We start from the raw sequence: 20342 nt of genomic DNA, 5'->3' as shown, positions 1-20342 counted from the left end.
AGTCCGGGGTCGCCGGGGCCGCCACCCACGAGGGTCACCCTGCCGACGGCGCTCACCGGGGTTCCTCCATCGCGCGGTGTATGGCGTCGCGGACTGCCTTCGACCGCTGGGGGCTCCGGTTGCCGATGACGGCGACGGTCATGTCGGCGACGTTGTAACTGGCCGGGGTCCAGGCGGAGCCGTGGCGGGCGTCGTCGCAGCGGACGCAGAAGGTGTGCCGGGCCTCCGCGGCCGCGGCGACGGCGGCGTTGACCTCGGGGGAGTCCGTCGCGGCGATCACGTACCAGGCGCCATCGACGTCCGACTCGGCCACCGGGCGGCGGTGCCACACCAGTGCGCCCTCTTCGGCGCGCCCGGCGACCCAGGCGGTGGCGTCGGGCGCCACCACGCGCACGTTCGCGCCCACCTCGAGCAGCCGCTCGAGCCTGCGCTCCGCCACGGCCCCCGCGCCGGCGACGAGCACGTCGCGGCCGCGCAGCAGCAGACCCGCGAGGTACGCCGGGGAGCCGCTGTCGGTGTGGTCGGGCGGGGCCATGGGCGATCCGGGTCAGCGGGGCGAGTTCGACGTGATGCCGGGCTCGCCGTCGTGGATGATCTTGCCGGGGTTCAGGTTGTTGCCCGGGTCGACGCCCTCGAACAGCTTGCGCTGGATGAAGACGCCGGCGGGGGAGATGTCCTGCTCCAGCCAGGGGCTGTGCTCCTCGCCGACGCCGTGGTGGTGCGAAATGGTGGCGTGGTGGTCGACGAACGACTGCTGGATGGTCCGCTTCGCGACGTCGTAGTTGCGCTCGGCGGTCTCGGTGTCGTCGTTGACGACGAACGTGAAGTACTGGCACGCGCCCGAGTGGTAGGAGTGGCTCAGGTGGCAGAACACGACGCCGCGCTTCCCGATCCGCTCCATCGCCTCGTTGAAGGCCTTGGTGGTCTTGCGGTGCAGGTCCGCCGCGTGGCGCCACGGCGTGGTGGTCTCCGACACGTCGCAGACGAGGCCTCGGTCGAGCATGTAGTCGCGGAGGTACGGGGTGTCGTACTTCTTCTGGTCGTACAGCGCGCCCGGCCCGGAGCCGACGCCGAAGCCGCCGTGCTTCTTCACGATCTTGCCGACGAGGCCCTTCTGGTAGCGCACGTCGTTGGCGGACCCCTCGAACCCGATGAAGCTCATCGCGATCTGCTCGAGGTCCCACTTCTTGGACTCCATGAGCTTCTGGATGCCCTTGCTGGCGAGCTTCTTGACCTTCGACTTCGTCTCCTTGCCGTTGGCCATGATGTACTGCGTCTCGATCGCGTCGGACACGCGCGCCATCATCACCTTGGCGTCGGAGTGGACGATCTCCTCGCAGGCCTTGAGGCCGGCGTAGTAGTCGGGGAAGAAGTAGGCCTGGATCTCGCGGACCTCGGGGATGCGGTGGACGTTGACCCACGCCTCGGTGATTATGCCGAGCCGGCCCTCGGATCCGATCACCATCTCGCGGACGCTGGGGCCCGACGACGTCGACGGCAGCGGGCGGAGCTCGAGGATCTGGCCGGGCATGACCATGCGCAGGCCGCGGGTGATGTCGGCGATGTCGCCGTACTTGTCGGACTGCATGCCGGAGCTGCGGGTGGCGATCCAGCCGCCGAGCGTGGACCACACGAAGGAGTCGGGGTGGTGGCCCATGGTCCAGCCCTTGGCCTGCAGCTGCTCCTCCATGTCGGGCCCGAAGACGCCGGCCTGGATGCGGGCGAGGCCGGACTGCTCGTCGATCTCGAGGACCTTGTTGAGGCGGCCGAGGTTGACGCTCACGACGGGCCGGGACTCGCCCGGGACCGCTTCGAGGGCGGCGACGATGTTGGAGCCGCCGCCGAACGGGATGACCACGCCGTCGGCCTCGACGACCGCGTCCATCACGGCAGCCACCTGTGCCTCGTCGGCGGGGTAGACCACGACGTCGGGCACGCGGCCCAGGTCTCCCCGTCGGACGCGCATCAGGTCTCGCACGCCCTTGCCGAACGCGTGCACGACGCGGGTCAGGTCGTCGTCCTGCACGTAGCCCTCACCGAGGGCGTCGACCAGCTTCGCGCGGAGCTCGTCGCCGAGGATCGACGGCGGCACCGTCAGGTCCTCGAACTTCGGCGCCGGCTTGATGGGGGCATTGATGTCGAGTCCGGTCATCTTCAACACGAACGGTGCGAACTTGGGCTTCCCCTCCGCGGAGTAGGCATGTCCCTCCTCGCCCCAGCCCCACCACTTCTGCTGCTTGACGCCTTCGATCATCGATCCTCCTGGATTTCGGCCTGATGCTTCGCCTGTTCGGCCAGGTGAGCAATCTCGGTGGCTTGGGCCGCCTCGAGCGCGGCGGTGCGGGCGTATTCGACGAGCGTCTTCCTGCCATACGCCTGGGCAGTGGTGTCGTGGAGCTCCAGCAGCTGGCGACGCATCCGCTCGCTGAAGCTGTGGGCGATCTCTCCGGGGCTCGGGTACATGGGGCGGCCGATCACGACGTGCACCTCGGGCCGCGACCGAGGCAGGTGCTTCTGCTGTGCCGGCCACGCCTCGTGCGCGCCGACCAGCGCGACGGGCACGGCCGGGCAGCCGTTGGAGATGCATAGCGCGGCCGCGCCGGGCTTGAAGGGACCCATCGCGCCGTTGCGCGACCGGGTGCCCTCGGGGAACAGCATGATCGGGACACCGTCGGCAAGAAGGGCCGAGGACATGCCGCGCTGACCCTTCCCGCCCTTGCCGCGGTCGATCGGGAAGCCGTTGAGGAAGAGGCTCATGGGGCCGGTCTTCCACCACTTGTCGTAGAAGTGGTCGCCCGCGGCGCCGACGGCCACCTGCTTCCCGAGCCGCGACGGCAGCGACGTGAGGATCAGCGGCGCGTCGAGGTGGGAGCTGTGGTTGCCGAAGACGACGAACGGGCTCTCCAGGCCGTGCAGGTTGGCCAGCCCGTGGACGCGGATCTTCAGCATCCGGTGCAGCGCCGGCTTGAGCAACAGCATCTGCGCCGTTTGCCGCGTGACGGCGCCGGTCTTCGTCGTATAGCGCTTGCGCTGCTCGTCGAGCGACTTGGCCATCACTACTTCTTCTTGCGGGATGCGGTGAGCTTACGCGAGAACCACCGTAGGAAGCTCTTCGGGGCGAACTTGGCGAGCAGCAGCGCCAGCTTCCACTTGAGCGTGGGCACGCTGACCGGCCTGCCCTTCTCGGCGTCGCGCAACGCCTCCTTGACGAGCTTCCCCGAGTCGATCCAGACGATGTCCGGGAGGCTGTGGGCCTTGATGCCGGCACGCTCATGGAACTCGGTGCGCACCCAGCCGGGGCACAGCGCAGTGACGGTGACGCCGGTGCCGTGGAGCTCGACGCCGAGCGACTCGGAATAGTTCAGGCACCAGGCCTTCACGGCGGAGTAGTTGCCCGTGAAGATCTGGCTGGCGGAGGATGCGACGTTGATGATCCGCCCGGAGCCGCGACGACGCATCGCCCGTCCGGCGGCCCCGCCGAGCACGAGCACGGCCAGGCACATCACGTCCAGGGCCCGCGCGTGCACGTCGGTCTCCGAGGGGTCCAGCACGGTGGAGTGGAGGCCGAAGCCGGCGTTGTTGACCACCCAGTCGAGCGGCTTCGACTCATCCTCGATGATCGCGGCGATGCGCTCCATGTCGGCGCGCACGGACAAGTCCGCAGTGTGGGTCTCCACCCGTACACCGAACGTCTGCTGCAAGTCCGACGAGATGGACTCCAGCCGGGCGGTGTCCCGGGCGACGAGCACGAGGTCGGTCCCACGGGCCGCGAATTCGCGAGCGAACTCGTATCCGATGCCGGCGGTGCCTCCCGTGATCAACGCTGTAGCCATGACGCTAACCGTACCGCGTTCCGGGGAGCCGTCGCCCGGCCGTTCGCACCACCGGGGCGGCTACCAGCTGCCGGCGGGGAGCGCCGGCGGCGCGGGCCACCGCGACTGGTCGACGACCGAGGCCGCCTGCGAGACGGAGTCCCGCTGGCCCTCGACCTCGCCGCGCACGTCCGGCAGCGTGAAGAACGCCACGAACGAGAACAGGAAGCTCACGATGGCGACGACGAGCCCGATGATCGCGCCCACGCCCGTCCACCCGGTGGCCAGCGCGACGATGAGCCCCACGTAGGCGAGCAGCATGCCGGCCAGCGCGAGCAGCGCACCGAGGATGTAGCTCTGCAGCGTGTCGTCCAGGGTCCGCATGGACTCGATCATCTTGGTGAGCTGGGACTCGAGGCCGAGGATCTTCGCCTTCAGCGGCTCCACCTTCGCCTCGTAGAGCGCCTGGTTGGGGGACACCCAGCCGGAGCGGTCGCCCATCATGGTGCCGACGTCGACCTGCGACAGGAGCGCGTCCCAGTCGATGTCCTCGTACGCGTCGGCCGCCTCGCGCATGGACTTCACGGTGACCACCATGCCGCACTCCTCCTCGCAGGCGGTGATGAAGCGGTCGGCCTCGGTCTGCAGTTTCGCGAACTCGGCGTGGGCCTCCGCGCGTTTGCCCTCCACCCAGCCGCGGTCCCAGAACACCACCCAGCGGAGGGCGTCGCAGCAGCCGTCGATGACGCCCGGCACGCGGGGCAGGTCCTTCTGCAGGCCGCTCTTCAGCTCGTTCAGATCGGCGAGGTACTGGTCCTCGGTCGCGGTCATTGCGTTCCTCTCAGAGGTCGAGTTCTTCGATGAGCGTTTCGATCTCGCGGGCGATGCCCGCGTTCTGCGCCTCGGTGCGCAGGTACTCGCGCCCCGTGTCGACGACGCCGCTGCGCAGGTCGTTCAGCAGGGCCACCCCCTCGTCGGCGCCGGCCGGGCCGGAGGTCAGCGCCGTGCGCATCTCGTCGTAGGCGTCCCGGAAGGGGGCGAAGCGGTAGCTCTCCTGCCAGTCATAGTCGATGGCGAGGAGGTCGGCGCTGATGCAGGCCAGCTCGTCGGCGGCCGCCTCGAGCTTCTCCTCCTGGGCCTTGAACCAGGAGGCGCGGAACGCGAGGGTGTCGTAGTCAGTCATCGGGGCGGCTCCCGGTAGTCGTCGAGGATCTTGCTGATGGAGGCGTGCTCGGCCCAGAGCGCGGCGAGGTCGTCGCCGGGGCCGCCGGCGCGCGCCGCCCCCAGGGCGGAATTGAGGGCTTCCGCGAGGTCGTGCTCGATCTGCACCGGGTCCTGCGACAGGTGGCGCGGACTCACCTCGATGCCGGTGACGTGCCCGCCCCGCGCGGTCACCGTCACGTGCCGGTAGCGGTCGGTGTGGGTCTCGGGCTCGGGTGGGGCGGACTTCGCGTCGAGCATCTCGACGGCGGAGCGCAGGGCGGCGAAGGCCCGGGTGTTGAGCGCCTGCAGGCGCTGGCCGACGTCATCGCGCACCGACGCCGGGACGCGCAGGGGTCCCGCCCCTGGCCCGGTGGGGGACGGTGCGGTGGCGCGGGCGCGCTGCTCGTGGAAGGCGACGAGGGCGAGCGACCCGAACTGCTCCGGGTCCACCGTGCCGGACCAGCCGTCGGCGATGGTCACGGACTCGACGAGGCCACCGGAGAAGGTGAATGCGACCACGCTCGACGGTTCCGTCTGGGTTTGCATGGCCGCACACTAGCAACTGTCCCGATCAGTACGCTCTGGCATACTGCCGACCATGTCACGCACACGGGAAGAGCGTCTCTGGCGCTCCGCGACCGGCCTCGGCGTCGTGGCGACGGCCCTGGCCGTGGCGCTCATCTTCGTCGTCCCCACCGACCTCCCCGGCGTCCGGCTGCTGGCCGTGCTGGCGGTGGTGGGCGCGCTGGCGGTGACCGCGATGGCGATCGGTCAGTTGCGGGCGGCGCGGGGTCAGGGCGGCACCCGCGACGCGGGCCGCTGGTCGGCGCTGTTGCTGGGGCTGCTTGGCGCCGCCGGCGCACTCGTCGCCGGGCCCATGCTGGGAGACTTCGCGGCCCCGCTCGGGAGCGGGGCCGCGGTGGTGGTCCAGGTGGTGCTGGTGGTGTTCGCGCTCGCCGTCGCCGCCATCGGTATCTGGGGCTTCGTGCGGCGCAGCTGAGGGTCAGCCCTCGCTGATCACACGCATCGTCTCGCGGGCCATGGCCAACTCCTCGTTGGTCGGGACGACGAGCACCTTCACCCTCGACGTGGGCGCGGTGATCTCGCGAGCCACCTTGGAGCGGACGGCGTTCGCCTCGGGGTCGAGCTCGAAGCCGAGGCCGGAGAGGGACTCGACGACGCGGCGCCGCACCTCGGCGGCGTTCTCGCCGACGCCGGCCGTGAACACGACCGCGTCGACCCCGCCGAGGATGGCGGCGTAGGCGCCGATGTACTTCACGATGCGGCGCGTGTAGATCTTCAGCGCCAGCTCGGCGTCGTGGTCACCGGCCTCGACGGCGGCGACGATGTCGCGCATGTCCGTCTTGTCCGCCATGCCCAGCAGGCCCGACTGCTTGTTGAGCAGCGTGTCGACCTCTTGGATCGTCATGCCCTTGCCCACGAGGAACTGGTGCACGCCGGGGTCGATGTCGCCGGAGCGGGTCCCCATCACGAGCCCCTCGAGCGGCGTGAGGCCCATGGAGGTGTCGATGGCGACGCCCCCGTCGATGGCCGACATGGAGGCGCCGTTGCCGATGTGGGCGACGATGAGCTTCAGGTCCTCGAGCGGGCGGCCGAGGAACTTCGCGGCCTCCTGCGAGACGAACTGGTGCGACGTGCCGTGGAAGCCGTAGCGGCGGATGCCGTGCTTGCGCCCCACCTCGCGGTCGATCGCGTAGGTGTAGGCCTCCTCGGGCAGCGAGGAGAAGAAGGCGGTGTCGAAGATCGCGACGTGCGGGACGTCGGGCAGCACGGCCTTGGCGCCCTCGATGCCGGCGATGGCCGGCGGGTTGTGCAGCGGCGCCAGCGGGATCAGCTCGTGCAGCTTGGCGACCACGGCGTCGGTGATCTCCACGGACTCGACGAACTCGTCACCTCCGTGGACGGTGCGGTGACCCACCGCGACGACCTTGTCGAGGCTCGGCCCGTGCTCGTCGAACATCTTCACGACGGCGGCGACCGCCTCCGTGTGGTCGGCGAAGCGCCGCTCGTCATGCAGCTCCTGGTCGCCCACCTCGTGGTCGATGGTGGAGACGTCCTGGCCGATGCGCTGGACGATGCCCACCGCCTCCGGCACGCCCACCTCCGGGTCGAGGAGCTGGTACTTGATGGACGATGAACCGCAGTTGAGCAGAAGGATGGAAGCCAACGTCGGCGCCTTTCTCGGGTCAGAGGGTCTGGGACTGCACGGCGGTGATCGTGATCGTCGAGACGATGTCGTCGACGAGCGCACCGCGCGAAAGGTCATTGACCGCCTTGTTCAGGCCCTGCAGCAGGGGTCCGATGGCGACAGCGCCGGAGTGGCGCTGAACGGCCTTGTAAGTGTTGTTGCCGGTGTTGAGGTCCGGGAAGATGAACACCGTCGCCCGGCCGGCCACCTCGGAGTTCGGCATCTTCTTCTCGGCGACGACGCGGTCGACCGCCGCGTCGAACTGCATCGGGCCGTCGACCTTCAGGTGCGGGGCCCGCTCGCGCACGAGCTGCGTGGCCTCGCGGACCTTGTCGACGTCCGCGCCGGAGCCGGAGTCGCCCGTCGAGTACGACAGCATCGCGATCCGCGGCTCGATGCCGAAGGTCTCGGCGGTGGCGGCGGAGCTGATCGCGATGTCGGCGAGCTGCGCGGGGGTGGGGTCGGGGTTGACGGCGCAGTCGGCGTAGACGAGGACGCGGTCCGACATGGCCATCAGGAACGAGCCGGACACGACGCTCACGCCGGGGCGGGTCTTGATGAACTCCAGCGACGGGCGGATGGTGTTGGCGGTGGTGTTGATGGCGCCGGAGACCATGCCGTCGGCCATGCCGAGGTGGACCATCATGGTGCCGAAGTAGGACAGGTCCTGCAGCTTCTCGCGGGCCTGCTCCACGTTGACGCCCTTGTGGGCGCGCAGATGCGCGTACTCGTGGGCGAAGCGCTCGACCAGTTCCGGGTCGTTCGGGTTGACGACCTCGGCGGCGGACAGGTTGAGGCCCAGCTCGGAGGCGCGTCGCGCGATGCGGCCCGCGTCGCCCAGCAGTATGATGTCGGCCACGCCGCGGGTCAGGACGATGTCGGCGGCGGTGAGCACGCGGTCGTCGGTGGCCTCGGGCAGGACGATGCGCCGGCGGTGCGCCCGCGCCAGGCCCATCAGCTGGTGCTCGAACATCGTGGGCGTGCGGATGCCGGTGCGCGGCAGGTCGATCGCCGCGAGGAGCGCCTCGGAGTCGACGTAGGAGGCGAACAGGTTGCGCGCCGCCTCGATCTTGCGCGGGGACGAGGTGGAGAACGAGTTCACCGACTGCAGCTTCGTCGCCGTCGTGAACGTGTCCTCCTTCGTGATGCCGATCGGCAGGTCGATGCCGGAGTCGGCGAACAGCTTCTCGATCGACTCGGGGATCTGGAAGCCGCCGGTGAGGATCAACGACGCGAGCGGCCCGTACTCGGGGGAGAGGTGCGCCATGATCAGCGCTGGCACCAGCTCGGTGCGGTCCGACGGGAGCACGACGGTGGCCTCGCGCTGCAGGTAAGGCAGCAGGTTCGGCAGGGTCATGGCGCCGACGATGGTGTGCAGCGCCTCCGCGTTGAGGAACCGCTCCTTGCCGCGCCAGAACTGCGCGCCGGTGGCCTCGAACTGCTGGCCGACGGTGGGCGCCCCGAGCAGCGCGTTGAACGGCACGACGGCGACCGGCACGTCGCGGATCGCGCGCAGCTGCTCGGCGACCTCCTCGCGTCCGGCGGGGTCGGCGTGGGTGCCGATGATCGCGATCACGGAGTTGTGGCGGGCCTCGAAGGCGTCGACGGCGGTCTCGGTGAGGCGGGCGACCTCGTCGGGGGTCCGCTTGCCGGCGCGGGTGACGAAGATCACCGGGGCGTTCAGGTTGGCGGCGAACACGGCGTTGTGGTCGAGCTCCTGCGCGGACTCTATGTCGGTGTAGTCGGAGCCGACGATCACCATGGCGTCGTAGTTCTCGGCCAGCGCGGAGTACTTCGCCACGACGGTGTCGATGGCGGCCTCGGGGTCGTTCGCGTACTGCTCGTAGGTGACGCCCAGCGCGGACTGCAGCGACTGCTTGCTCTCGCCGAGGAGCGCCTCGGCGACGATGTCGTGCTCGAGGGAGTGCACCAGCGGGCGGAACACGCCAACACGTTTCACGCGGCTCTCGAAGAGCTCCAGCACTCCGAGTGCTATCGCGGACTTGCTGACCTGCCGCTCGGCAGCTGAAATGTAAACGCTCTTGGTCACGCCGTCAGCCTATCCGAATTAGCGGGTGTGATCCCCCGAGGGCTCACTGTTGCCGCCCGGTGGCGGGGTCAGTCGGTCGGGGCGGGCGTCCGCCTCGTCGAGGTCCTCGGCGAGGTGGTCGACGTTCAAGTTGCGGCTGGGCACGATCCCGGAGCGATAGGCGCCGCGCGCCACCATGTTGGCCGCCACCGGTGAGGTGAGCAACTGGAAGACGATCGTGATGATCGCGACGGACAGCGCCCACCACGTGCGCACCCCGAGCGCGACCCCGATCGCGATGGCCATGACCCCGAGCGACTGCGGCTTGGTGATGGCGTGCAGCTTGCCGAGCACGTCGGGGTAGCGCACCAGCGACACGGCGGCCGCGAAGCACATGAAGGCGCCGACGAGCACGAAGAGCGCGGAGACTAGGTCGAGGACGGCGGTCATCAGCGGTCCCCCCTGATCTTCTCGCCGGACTTCGGACGGTAGACGACGCGCTCGCTGACCAGGCGGGCGATCGAGACGGCACCGGTGAAACCGACCATCGACAGCAGCAGCGGGATCACGATCTCCGTGTCCTGGTCCGCCCAGGTGGCCCACAGCCCCACGGAGCCGATCACGACGGCGACCATCAAGTCGGAGCCTATGCTCCGGTCCAGCTGGCTCGGTCCGACGGCGATGCGCTGGATCGCGACGAGCGCCGAGATCGTCAGCAGCAGCGCCGCCAGCAGCAGGATCGCGTTGACGACGACGGTCATTGCGGTTCCCCTTCCGCGTCGGCCTCCTCGGCCATCCAGTCCGTCGGCGGCATCACCGACGGCGTGATGCGCTCCTCCTGGAACCGCTGCCAGTCCTCCTTCGACCCGATGGCGCGCAGCAGCCGGGCCTCCACCTGGGTGGTCATCTCCTGGATGGCGTCCTCCGGGTCCTCGCCCTCGAGTCCGACGCAGTGCAGGTAGAGCCGCCGCGGGTGCCGCACGACCTCCACCACCACCGTGCCCGGCACGAGGGAGATCATCGATGCGACGCCCACCTGGTAGAGGTCGTCGTCGGAGAGCAGGTCGACGCGCACTATGCCGGCGTGCAGGTCGACCTTGCGCTCGAACGCGTACTTGATGAGCCGGAACGACGAGACCGTGAGGTCCCAAAACAGGCGCACGACAAGCCACGCCGCCCACACCGGCGAGAAGCGGCCCCTCCAGTGCATGGGCGGGAGCGGGAAGACCACGCCGATGACCCAGCCGAGGATCGCCCCCGAGATGAGGATGTGCGGCGCGATGCTCGCCCACAGCATCGACCAGAGGAGGGCGCTGATGATCATCACCGTGGGGCGGAGCCGCCAGCGGCTGGTCTTCCAGTTCGGCGCGGTGGTGGTCATCGCACCCCCTCCGGCAGTACGGCGCTGATGTAGTTCTCGCTGCGGATGGACACCGCGGCCCGCTCCGAGTAGCTGTACAGCGGTCCCGCGAACACGGTGAGTGCCAGGCTGAAGAGGATCAGGACGCTGGTCGCGAAGACCATCAGCGGGGGCAGGAATCGGACGTCGTCGTCGCCGGCGTCCCCGTCGTAGCTGTCCTGGGTGGCGTGGATGCGGTCGGGCACGTTGCCCCAGAAGGCGCGGTTCCAGACCTTCGTCATCGACATCAGCGTCAGCAGGCTGGTGACGATGCCGCCGGCCATGACGACCCACACCAGGGGACCGCCGTACTCGGCGCCGGCCTGCAGCAGGCCCACCTTGCCGAGGAAGCCCGACATCGGCGGGATGCCGCCGAGGTTCATGGCCGGGACGAAGAAGAGCAGGGCGAGGACCGGCGACACCTTCAGCAGCCCGCCGAGCCCGTCGAGCGACGACGTGCCGCCGCGCCGCTCGATCAGCCCGGTGACGAGGAACAGCGCCGCCTGGATCGTGATGTGGTGGGCGGTGTAGTAGATCGTCGCCGCCATGCCCGCGTCGCTGGCGAGCGAGATGCCGAACACCATGTAGCCCAGGTGGCTGACCAGCGTGAACGACAACATACGTTTGATCTCCACCTGGGCCAGCGCGCCCAGGATGCCGATCAGCATGGTGGCCAGCGCGGCGATCATCAGCAGCGTCGAGAGGTCTGAGTCGGGGAAGAGCAGCGTCTGGGTGCGGATGATCGCGTAGATGCCCACCTTGGTGAGCAGGCCGGCGAAGACGGCGGTGACGGGGGCCGGGGCGGTCGGGTAGGAGTCGGGCAGCCACATCGACAGCGGGAAGACCGCGGCCTTGATCGAGAAGGTGGTGAGCAGCATCACCTGCAGCAGCAGCTGCACGGGTTCGGACAGCTCCGCCACCCGCACCGCGACGTGCGCCATGTTCACCGTGCCGGTGGCGGCGTAGATCGACGCGATCGAGGTGAGGAACAGCATCGAGCTGAGCAGCGACACGATCACGTAGGTGGTGCCCGCGCGGATCCGCTCCTTGGTGCCGCCCAGCGTGAGCAGCACGTAGGAGGCGAAGAGGAAGATCTCGAAGCCGACGAAGAGGTTGAACAGGTCACCGGCGAGGAACGCGTTGGCGATGCCGCCCACCAGCAGCAGGAACGTGGGGTGGAAGATCGACACCGGGGTCTCGCGGCGGACCTCGCCCTTGTCCTGCCCGGTGGAGAAGATCAACACGCACAGCGCAACCACACCCGCCACCAGCAGCATGAGCGAGCTCAGCCGGTCGGCGACGAGCACGATGCCCAGCAGGACGGGCCAGTCGCCGATCCACAGCGCCATCGGGCCCTGGGTGTCGGTGTACCAGATGAACAGCCCGGCCAGCGCGACGATGCCGGTCAGGCAGCCGATCGAGATGACGCGCTGCGCCACCGGTCGGCGAGGGATCATGAGCGTGACGGCGGCCCCCAGGAGGGCGAGCATCACGGGTACGGGGACGAGGTTGATCATTCGCTCACCACGTCCTCGCCGGTGTCGGAGAAGCGCGTCGCCTCATAGGACTCGGACTGCTCGTCGGCCTGCGCGAGCTGGCGGATGCGCGCGTCCTCGACGTCGTCGGCGACCTCGTCGTGGCCGTTGAGCTGGAAGCTCCGGTAGGCCATCGCGAGCACGAACGCGGTGACGGCCATGGTGATGACGATGGCGGTGAGCACCATCGCCTGCGGCAGCGGGTCCGCCGCGGTCTCCTCGCTGAACAGCCCGTGGATCGGTGGGGTGCCGGGGTGGCCGGACGCGACGAGGAAGAGGATGTTCACGCCGTTGCTGACGATGATCACCCCGAGCAGGATGCGCGTCAGCGAGCGCTCGAGGATCAGGTACACGCCGCAGGCGATGAGGATGCCGGCCGCGATCGCGAGGGTCATGTTGGCGTTCATCGACGGTCACCTCCGGGGAGCGCCTTGGCGGAGTTCACGACGGGGGTGGGCGCCTTGTCCTGCAGGGTGTGCACGTCGATGCCGGAGCCGAGGCTGCGGGCGAAGTCGAGGATCGTGCCGATGACAACGAGGTACACGCCCACGTCGAAGATCGTCGACGACACCAGGTGCAGCTCGCCGAACAGCGGCAACTGGTGGCCGAACAGCGACCAGGTGTCGGGGCCGGGGAGGTTCAGGTAGTAGTCGTAGCTCTGGAAGACCTTGCCGCCGACGAACACCGGCACCACCGCGGTGCCGATCGACAGGACCAGGCCGGCGCCGAGGAGGCGGCCCGCGTCGAAGGGGGCGGCCTCGTCGAGCTCGTAGCGGCCCGCGGCGAGGTAGCGGATCATCAGCGCGAGCCCGGCGACGAGCCCGCCCGCGAAGCCGCCGCCGGGGTTGTTGTGGCCGGCGAGCAGCAGGTACAGGCTCACGATGAGCAGCACCCAGAACAGGACGCGCGTGACCACCTCGAACATCAGCGAGCGCGCCAGCGGCGACATCGTCTGGCCGGCCCGCAGCCACACGGCGGGCGATGAATCCGCCTCCCGCTTGCGGTTCTTGGCGGCGAGCGCCTCGTCGGTGCGCTTGACCTCGGCCATGCGGGTCTGGAGAAAGATGAGCGACGCGACGCCGGTGGCCGCGATGACGAGCACCGAGATCTCCCCGAAGGTGTCCCAGGCGCGGGTGTCGACGAGCGCGACGTTGACGATGTTCTTTCCGAACCCGATCTCGTAGGCCGCCTGGTACCACGCCTCGGAGACGGGCTCGTGCATGCGGGCGCCGGCGGTGACGAGCGCGATGAGTGTGGCCGTGGTGCCCACCGCCGCGGCGAGCAGCACGCGCCACCAGCGGGACGAGGTCAGTGGCCGGTTGGTGAAGTAGCGGGGCAGCTTGCGGATGACGAGCACGAACACGATCAGCGTGACGGTCTCCACGAGCACCTGGGTGAGGGCGAGGTCGGGCGCCCCCCACATCAGGAACGTGGCGGCAAGGCCGTAGCCGGTGGCGCTGGTGAGGAGGATGCCGCGCACGCGGCCGCGGGACTTGGCGGCGGCGATGGCGGCCGCCGAGATGACGATGGCGACGGCGATCTGCGCGATGGAGTCGAACCAGCGCACCTGCGGCCAGAAGCGGATGTCCATCAGCGCGTAGAGCGTGAGCGCGACGAAGGTGACGAGGATGGTGCCCAGGTAGACCGGCAGCGAACCGCGCTGGGTGCGGGCGGTGGTCTCGACGGCGAGGCGGTCGAGGCCACCCATCGAGCGGTGGTAGAGGTCTTCGGCCGACGTCGTCTCCGGGAAGGTGCTCTGGACGCGGGCGATCGGTTCGCGGAACCAGAACAGCGCGATGCCGCTCGCCATCGCGATCAGCGACATCATGAGCGGCGCCGTGAACCCGTGCCACAGCCCGAAGCCGTGCGACGGCTTCCCCCACGGCACGGTCTCGGCGTAGGGGCCGAGCACCTCGGTGAGCGGGCCGCCCAGGAAGCCGCCGACGAGCGAGGCCAGGCCGAGCAGGGCCGGGATCGCCTCCTTGCCGATGGCGGGGGCCTTCCACTCGAGCACCGGGGCGCCGTCCTTGCTGGCGAACGCCCCCCACCACCAGCGCAGCGAGTAGGCGACGGTGATGGCCGAGCCGAAGACCATGGCCACCGCCAGCAGCGCGCCCGCGAGCGGGGTGATCTGGTACTGGTCGCCGGTGATGAGGTAGACGATCGACTCGAACGCCGCCTCCTTCGTGACGAAGCCCAGCAGGGGCGGGAACCCGGCCATCGACAGCGCGGCCAGGCCGCCGAACACCGCGAGCCACGGAGCGCGATAGCCGACGCCGCTCAGCTGCGTCAGGTCGCGGGTGCCGGCGGCGTGGTCGACGATGCCGACGATCATGAAGAGAGTGGACTTGAACAGCGCGTGGGCGATCACCATGCCGAGGCCGGCGAGCGCGCCGGCCTTGGTGCCCATGCCGACGAGCAGCACCATGAAGCCCAGCTGCGAGACGGTGCCGTATGCCAGCAGCAACTTGAGGTCGGTCTGTCGCAGGGCGCGCCAGCCGCCGGTGATCATCGTCAGCGCGCCGAGGATCAGCACGGCTGGCCGCCAGTAGGGGACCGAGGCGAACGCCGGCGCGAGCACGGCGACGAGGTAGATGCCGGCCTTCACCATCGCGGCCGCGTGCAGGTAGGCGGAGATGGGCGTCGGGGCGGCCATCGCGCCCGGCAGCCAGAAGTGGAACGGGATCAGCGCCGACTTGCTCAGCGCTCCGACGAGCATCATCAGTGCCCCGACGGTGGCGAGCAGCCCCGTCGGCGGGCTGACCACGATCTCCGACAGCGAGTAGGTGCCGGCCGAATATCCGACGGCGACGATGCCCAGCAGCATCGTGAGGCCGCCGGTGGTGGTGACCACCAGCGCCGTCGTCGCCGCGCCGCGGTTGGCCCGTCGGGTGGAGTCGTGGCCGATGAGCAGGTAGGAGAAGACGGTGGTCAGCTCCCAGAAGACGAACAGCACGATGAGGTCGTCGGCGGTGACGAGACCGAGCATGGCGCCCGCGAAGGCGAGCAGGATCGCGCCCGAGAGGTTGGGCATCTTCTCCGCGAAGTACCAGCGGCAGTAGAGGAGGATGAGGACGCCGATGATGGTGACGATCAGGCCCAGCACCCACTGGACCAACCCCATGCTGAGCGTGATGCCGATGCCCAGCGCCGGGATCCAGTTGAACTCCTCGAGCACCCGGCCGCCCTCGAGGATCACCGGGGCCCGCGCGATGAGGTAGGCGGCCGACACGGCGGGCGCCAGCGCCAGCACGTAGAACGTCCGCGCCCGCAGGAATCGGGTGAACACCGGTGTCAACGCAGCCATGACCGCGTGGGCAGCGATCAGGGCAAGCAGCACACCAGGTCCCTTCTGTCAGAAATGGGGCATGGACTTTCTCACCTTATCGGGTGCGCACAAGCCCCCGCTCCCGAGCCGCGACTCCGGTGGGACGGTTTGCACCGAGCTTGGTGCAAGGGCTCCCACCGGAGCGGGGGTCCCGGTCCCTGAGGAGGACGCGGAGCGTTCGTCTCGAAGGGCTCAGAGGCGCTCGCGCAGCCACGCGATGTCGGCGACGTGGCCCTCCATCCCGCCCGGCGTCTCCAGGATGAGGGGTGCCCCGGCGGTGCGGGCGACCTCCACCAACTGCTCCGCCGGCACCTGGCCGGTGCCAAGGTTCGCGTGCCGGTCGACGCCACTGCCGGCGGCACCCTTGGAGTCGTTGAGGTGGACGAGGTCGATGCGGCCCGTGATGGCGCGCACGTCGTCGACGAGCGTGGTCATGTCCAGTCCGGCGGCGAAGGCGTGGCAGGTGTCGAGACAGAACCCGACCTGGCCGATGTTGTCGCTGCCCTCGATCGCGGCCCACAGGACCTGCAGCGACTCCAGGAACCGCGCCATCGCGTACGTCCCGCCGGCGGTGTTCTCGATGAGGATCGGAATCGGGAGGTCGAGGCCGTCGATGGCCTTGCGCCAGTTGGTGAAGCCGTCGACGAGGTCGTCGCCGCCGGTCACGTGGCCGCCGTGCACCACGACACCCTTCGCGCCCACCCGGGCCGCCTCGGTGACGTGCTGCTGCAGCAGCTTGCGCGACGGGATGCGGACGCGGTTGTTCGTCGACGCGACGTTGACGACGTACGGGGCGTGGACGTACACGTCGATGCCCTCGGCGGCGGCCGCGGAGATGTCGACGGTGAAGTCCGGCTTCTTCCAGCCCTGCGGGTCGTCGAGGTAGAACTGCAGGACGTTCGTGCCGAGGTCCCTGGCCCAGTCCAGCGGGTTGGCGGAGTGGGAGTGCGCGCCGAATCGAATCGTCATGGCGGTCAGCCTAGCGGCGGCTCGATAAGCTGGAATTCCGCTGCAGAGGAGCATCATGGTCGATCACGTAATCAAGCGCTTCCGGGCCACCGCGGAGAGGCACGCCTCGCGCCCGGCCACCCGGATCAGGGTCGGTGACGGCTGGCGCGTCCAGACCTACGCGGAGTTCCGCCGACGGGTCGACTCACTCGCGCAGGGATTGATCGACGCCGGCATCGAGGCCGGCGACCGCGTCGCCCTGTTCGCGGGCAACAGCCCCGAGTGGTCCGGGGCCGACTTCGGCATCAACACCGCGCGCGGCGTCGTCGTCCCGCTCTACGCCACCTCCACGCCCGAGCAGATCGCGCACATCGTCGCCGACTCCGGCAGCAAGCTGATCATCGTCGGCGGCCGCAGCGAGGCCGAGCGCGTCATCGAGGCTCGCGACGAGCACCCCATGCCCCCCATCTACGTGTTCGACGACTACGAAGGCCGCCCCGACGACGTCCGCCCCTTCGCCGAGCTCCTGAAGGAGCCGACCACCGCCGTCGACACCCGGCTCGAGCAGGGCACCGGCGACGACCTGTCCGCCATCGTCTACACCTCCGGCACCACCGGGTTGCCGAAGGGCGCCATGCTCACCCACGGCGGCCTCACCGCGCAGGTTGACGCGCTCGAGGACTTCTTCGACTTCAGCCCCGAGGACTCCTCGCTGTCGTTCCTGCCGCTCAGCCACGCGCTCGAGCGGGCCTGGACCATCGTCGTGCTGCTCCACGGCTGCCTCAACACGTACGTCGCCAACCCCCGCACCGTCGCCGAGCAGCTGCAGCTGGCGAAGCCGACGATGATGGTCTCGGTCCCGAAGCTGTACGAGACGGTGTTCACGACCGTCCACCAGAAGGTGCAGGCCTCCGCCGCGAAGAAGCAGATCTTCAGCTGGGCGCTCAAGGTGGGCCGCCACAACCAGTACGCCTACCGCTCCGGCCGCACCCCCGGGCCGATCCTCACGACCCAGCGGGCGCTCGCCGACAAGCTGGTGTTCAAGGCCGTCCGAGAGGCGATGGGCGGGCCCAAGAAGGTGCTGGCCTGCGGCGGGGCACCGCTCCGGCCCGAGATCGAGGAGTTCTTCTCCGCGGTCGGCCTCCCGATCAGCACCGGCTACGGCCTGACCGAGGCGTCGCCGCTGGTCACGTTCAACGCCCCCGGCGACTTCAAGATCGGCACCGTCGGCCGCGTGCTGACCGGCGGCGAGCTGAGCATCGCGGAGCACGGCGAGATCCTCTTCCGGGGCCCCAACGTCATGGCCGGCTACTGGAACAACCCCGAGGCCACCGCCGAGACCATCGACGAGGACGGCTGGCTCCACACCGGCGACGTCGGCTACATCGACAGCGACGGGTTCCTCACCATCACCGACCGGTTGAAGGACATCATCGTCACCCTGGGCGGGAAGAACGTCGCCCCGCAGCCGATCGAGGGTCTCATCCTGTCGGACCCGCTGTTCGAGCATGCGGTCCTGATCGGCGACACGCGCCCCTTCGTCACCCTGCTCGTGAAGCCCCACGCCCCGTCGGTGGAGGAGCTGGCGAAGAAGCTCCACTGGCCGGGTGAGCTGCCCGACTGGATGAACAGCTCCGAACTCCTCGCCGAGCTGAAGAAGCGCGTCGACGAGATCACCGCCAAGCTCCCTTCGCAGGAGCGGCCGAAGGAGACCGAGGTCCTCGCGGAGGAGTTCAGCATGGACAACGGCCTGCTGACGCCGACGCTGAAGGTGCGCCGTCGCGAGGTGGAGAAGCGGTTCAAGGAGAAGATCGACGCCATGTACGAGCGGCTCGAGAAGCTGCGCCACGGCTGAGCCGGCGATGTCGTCGCAACCCCGCCCTTGGTGGTCGACCTGGTGGGCCGTCATCGCGTGGTTCGTGCTGGCGGCACTGGCGGTGTTCCCGGCCGTCCTCGGCTGGGGCCTCTACGCGCTCTACCCGATCGAGAACCAGGCCGGCACCGACATGACCGTCGATCCCGGCCCCGACCCCTGGCTCCGCTGGCTCGCCGCCTTCGGGGCCCTCGCGACGATGACGCTGCCGCTCTTCGTCGCGCGCTGGGCCCGCAAGGCGTGGCTGGGGTTCCTGCTCCTCGGCGCAATCATCAGCGTGGTGGTGCTCGCCGTCGGACTGTGGCTGTTCGGCATCCTCTGACGGCGGCTGCGGCGGAGCGGGTTCGCCTGCGGTATTCCGGTTCGCCTGCGGCGTTGCGCGGTTGGCCTGTCTTGCTCGAAGCCGCCCGTGAACTTTCGAAAAACCTGCCGGATCCGGCAGGTTTTCCGAAACTTGGCAGGCGAAGCGCCGCAGCCGACGGCCCCAGCGAGACCACGGAAGCCCCTCGGCCCCCGGGAAGTGCTGTGCCAGAATGGCCGCATGGGACTTCTGGACTTCCTGGGCAAGCGGTCCTCCTCCGGGCTGACGGTGGAGGAGACGCTCATCGCGCTCAGCAAGGGCGCGGTCCTCATCGACGTGCGCACTCAGAACGAGTACGAGGCCGGTCACGCGCCGGGCGCCCGACCCGTCGACCCCAAGGCGCTCAAGGAGGAGCCGCTTGACGTGATCTTCGGCGACGATCCGCTGGCGGACCGCGAGGCGGCGATCATCGTGATCTGCGACAACGGGCTGCGCTCGTCCATGGTCGCGGCCGAGCTGCGGCAGGGCGGCTTCCTCGCGGAGTCGGTGGCCGGGGGCCTGATCGCCTGGGGCCGCGACGGCAACCCGATCCTCCCCGGCCCGTACCGCCGCCGCCGCTGACCGGCCCGGATCAGACGAAGCGGACCCAGTTGGGGCCGTCGCCGGTGGGGACGCGGTCGACCGCCTTGAGCGAGCCGTCGCTGAGGACGCGGTAGAGCGTCGCGTGCCCTGACCGCTCGCCGACGACGACCACGCGGCTGCCGTTGGCGGAGACCCCGAACCCGCGGGGTTGCTTCTCCGTGTCGGTGATGGCGACGGTCTCCCCGAGCCGGTCCTGCTCGTCGAGGGAGATGGTGACGATGGTCGACTCCGTGCGCTCCGAGGCGAGCAGCCAGCGGCCCTCGCCGGCGAGGTGGAGGTCGGCGCCCCAGATCAGGTGCTCGTCGAGCGGCTTGGCGCCGTAGCGGCTGGTGTGGAGGTTGCGGGCCGGGTCGTAGCCGGGCACGGATTCGGCCCGCGTGAGCCTGCCGGAGGTGGCGTCACGGTCGAAGCGGATGACCTCCCCGGTGAACTCGGTGATCAGGTAGGCGGAGGTCTCGTCGTCGGAGAGGATCAGGTGGCGGGGGCCGGACCCCTCGGGGCATTCCACGACGTCCAGCGCACGGAACCCGTCCTCGAGGAGCGCGACGGGGGCGATGAGGTCGTCGCCGAGGGAGACGAAGTAGGCGTGGTTGCCGTCGGCGGTGGGGACGACGGCGTGCAGGTTCTCGTGTTCGACGCGCGACGTCGGCTCCCCGAGTACGCCGTCCTTCGACGGCCAGGCGGCACCCCACGAGCCGTGGTACGACGCGCCGAGCACGAGCGTGCCGTTGTTGGCGAGCGCGAGGTAGGCGAGCGGGTCGTCGATGCCCCGGCGCGAAGCCTCGCTCAGGCCGCCGGTCGCCGGGTCGAGGGCGAGGGTGACGATGGCGGGCTCCGGCTCGCGGACGGTCGTGTAGACGAGGTTGCGCACGTCGTCGACGGCGAACGTGCTGCACCCCGGCCCGACGTTGCTCACCGACGCCGGCCGCAGCGCATCGTCGGCGATGGTGAAGGCGGCGAGCGTGCCCGCCTTCGCGTTCGCTACCAGGACCAATGGGTTCGTCGTCATGACTCCACTCTAGGCAGCGCGCCAGTCCGCCGGGCGCGCGACGTCGATCCGCGC

General features: G+C 69.5%; 21 protein-coding genes. 4 read left to right on the top strand and 17 right to left on the bottom strand.

What is annotated here, in order from left to right; translation table 11 throughout:
* Nucleotides 1–52 precede the first annotated feature (52 nt).
* From BLR46_RS15190 to BLR46_RS02500, 7 genes are read right to left on the bottom strand one after another with little or no spacing between them, the layout of a single operon-like run.
* On the bottom strand, nt 53–535 hold the full coding sequence (locus BLR46_RS15190; protein ID WP_093248656.1) for a precorrin-2 dehydrogenase/sirohydrochlorin ferrochelatase family protein: 483 nt from the start codon (nt 533–535) through the stop codon (nt 53–55).
* Between the two features lie 12 nt (nt 536–547).
* Nucleotides 548–2254 (bottom strand): FAD-binding oxidoreductase, encoded by a 1707-nt coding sequence (locus BLR46_RS02525; RefSeq protein WP_093248653.1) that lies wholly within the window; start codon nt 2252–2254, stop codon nt 548–550.
* On the bottom strand, nt 2251–3054 hold the full coding sequence (locus BLR46_RS02520) for a lysophospholipid acyltransferase family protein (protein ID WP_093248651.1): 804 nt from the start codon (nt 3052–3054) through the stop codon (nt 2251–2253). Before BLR46_RS02520 ends, BLR46_RS02525 begins: the two co-directional genes overlap by 4 nt.
* A gap of 2 nt (nt 3055–3056) precedes the next feature.
* Nucleotides 3057–3833, bottom strand: coding sequence for an SDR family NAD(P)-dependent oxidoreductase (locus BLR46_RS02515; protein ID WP_093248649.1), 777 nt, complete (start codon nt 3831–3833; stop codon nt 3057–3059).
* A 60-nt stretch (nt 3834–3893) separates the two neighbouring features.
* The gene (locus tag BLR46_RS02510) at nt 3894–4643 is read right to left on the bottom strand and encodes a hypothetical protein (protein WP_093248647.1); all 750 of its coding nucleotides are present in this window, start codon (nt 4641–4643) and stop codon (nt 3894–3896) included.
* 10 nt (nt 4644–4653) lie between these two features.
* Nucleotides 4654–4995 carry a hypothetical protein gene (locus BLR46_RS02505; RefSeq protein ID WP_093248645.1) on the bottom strand — a complete coding sequence of 114 codons (342 nt, stop codon included), beginning with the start codon at nt 4993–4995 and terminating at the stop codon, nt 4654–4656.
* Entirely contained in the window at nt 4992–5561 is a 570-nt protein-coding gene (locus BLR46_RS02500; RefSeq protein ID WP_143008183.1) for a hypothetical protein, read from the bottom strand. The genes BLR46_RS02505 and BLR46_RS02500 overlap by 4 nt, the downstream gene beginning before the upstream one ends.
* A 52-nt stretch (nt 5562–5613) precedes the next feature.
* Here BLR46_RS02500 and BLR46_RS02495 point away from each other — a divergent pair, with 52 nt between their 5' ends.
* The gene (locus tag BLR46_RS02495) at nt 5614–6015 is read left to right on the top strand and encodes a hypothetical protein (RefSeq protein ID WP_093248643.1); all 402 of its coding nucleotides are present in this window, start codon (nt 5614–5616) and stop codon (nt 6013–6015) included.
* A 3-nt stretch (nt 6016–6018) separates the two neighbouring features.
* Here BLR46_RS02495 and BLR46_RS02490 read toward each other — a convergent pair whose 3' ends face one another.
* The 9 genes from BLR46_RS02490 to BLR46_RS02450 form a co-directional block, all read right to left on the bottom strand.
* Nucleotides 6019–7203 (bottom strand): acetate/propionate family kinase, encoded by a 1185-nt coding sequence (locus tag BLR46_RS02490; RefSeq protein ID WP_245701451.1) that lies wholly within the window; start codon nt 7201–7203, stop codon nt 6019–6021.
* Nucleotides 7204–7222: 19 nt separating this feature from the next.
* Nucleotides 7223–9274: a phosphate acetyltransferase gene (gene pta / locus BLR46_RS02485; protein ID WP_093248641.1), complete on the bottom strand. Its 2052-nt coding sequence runs from the start codon at nt 9272–9274 to the stop codon at nt 7223–7225.
* A gap of 18 nt (nt 9275–9292) precedes the next feature.
* Entirely contained in the window at nt 9293–9703 is a 411-nt protein-coding gene (mnhG, locus tag BLR46_RS02480) for a monovalent cation/H(+) antiporter subunit G (RefSeq protein ID WP_093248640.1), read from the bottom strand.
* Complete coding sequence (locus tag BLR46_RS02475; protein ID WP_093248639.1) at nt 9703–10014, bottom strand: MrpF/PhaF family protein; 312 nt, start codon at nt 10012–10014, stop codon at nt 9703–9705. Before BLR46_RS02475 ends, mnhG begins: the two co-directional genes overlap by 1 nt.
* Nucleotides 10011–10634: a Na+/H+ antiporter subunit E gene (locus BLR46_RS02470; protein ID WP_093248638.1), complete on the bottom strand. Its 624-nt coding sequence runs from the start codon at nt 10632–10634 to the stop codon at nt 10011–10013. The genes BLR46_RS02475 and BLR46_RS02470 overlap by 4 nt, the downstream gene beginning before the upstream one ends.
* Nucleotides 10631–12169, bottom strand: a complete 1539-nt coding sequence (locus BLR46_RS02465) for a Na+/H+ antiporter subunit D (RefSeq protein ID WP_093248637.1) — start codon at nt 12167–12169, stop codon at nt 10631–10633. Before BLR46_RS02465 ends, BLR46_RS02470 begins: the two co-directional genes overlap by 4 nt.
* On the bottom strand, nt 12166–12594 hold the full coding sequence (locus BLR46_RS02460; RefSeq protein ID WP_093248636.1) for a Na(+)/H(+) antiporter subunit C: 429 nt from the start codon (nt 12592–12594) through the stop codon (nt 12166–12168). The genes BLR46_RS02465 and BLR46_RS02460 overlap by 4 nt, the downstream gene beginning before the upstream one ends.
* Nucleotides 12591–15527, bottom strand: coding sequence for a Na+/H+ antiporter subunit A (locus BLR46_RS02455; protein WP_218118291.1), 2937 nt, complete (start codon nt 15525–15527; stop codon nt 12591–12593). The genes BLR46_RS02460 and BLR46_RS02455 overlap by 4 nt, the downstream gene beginning before the upstream one ends.
* Before the next feature lie 180 nt (nt 15528–15707).
* On the bottom strand, nt 15708–16484 hold the full coding sequence (locus tag BLR46_RS02450) for a deoxyribonuclease IV (protein WP_093248634.1): 777 nt from the start codon (nt 16482–16484) through the stop codon (nt 15708–15710).
* Between the two features lie 55 nt (nt 16485–16539).
* Here BLR46_RS02450 and BLR46_RS02445 point away from each other — a divergent pair, with 55 nt between their 5' ends.
* The 3 genes from BLR46_RS02445 to BLR46_RS02435 all read left to right on the top strand — a co-directional run bounded on the left by BLR46_RS02445 (nt 16540) and on the right by BLR46_RS02435 (nt 19258).
* The gene (locus BLR46_RS02445; RefSeq protein ID WP_093248632.1) at nt 16540–18318 is read left to right on the top strand and encodes an AMP-dependent synthetase/ligase; all 1779 of its coding nucleotides are present in this window, start codon (nt 16540–16542) and stop codon (nt 18316–18318) included.
* 7 nt (nt 18319–18325) lie between these two features.
* Entirely contained in the window at nt 18326–18658 is a 333-nt protein-coding gene (locus BLR46_RS02440) for a hypothetical protein (protein WP_093248631.1), read from the top strand.
* A gap of 219 nt (nt 18659–18877) precedes the next feature.
* Nucleotides 18878–19258, top strand: coding sequence for a rhodanese-like domain-containing protein (locus BLR46_RS02435; RefSeq protein ID WP_093248629.1), 381 nt, complete (start codon nt 18878–18880; stop codon nt 19256–19258).
* A 10-nt stretch (nt 19259–19268) separates the two neighbouring features.
* On the opposite strand, the gene BLR46_RS02430 is transcribed toward BLR46_RS02435, so the two are convergent.
* Nucleotides 19269–20288, bottom strand: coding sequence for a lactonase family protein (locus BLR46_RS02430; RefSeq protein WP_093248628.1), 1020 nt, complete (start codon nt 20286–20288; stop codon nt 19269–19271).
* Between the last annotated feature and the right edge of the window lie 54 nt (nt 20289–20342).

It is taken from the genome of Tessaracoccus oleiagri, assembly GCF_900103275.1.
Taxonomy (GTDB): Bacteria; Actinomycetota; Actinomycetes; order Propionibacteriales; family Propionibacteriaceae; genus Arachnia; species Arachnia oleiagri.
The sequence above is the reverse complement of the archived record's forward strand: the minus strand, read 5'-3'. Positions and strand labels throughout refer to the sequence as shown.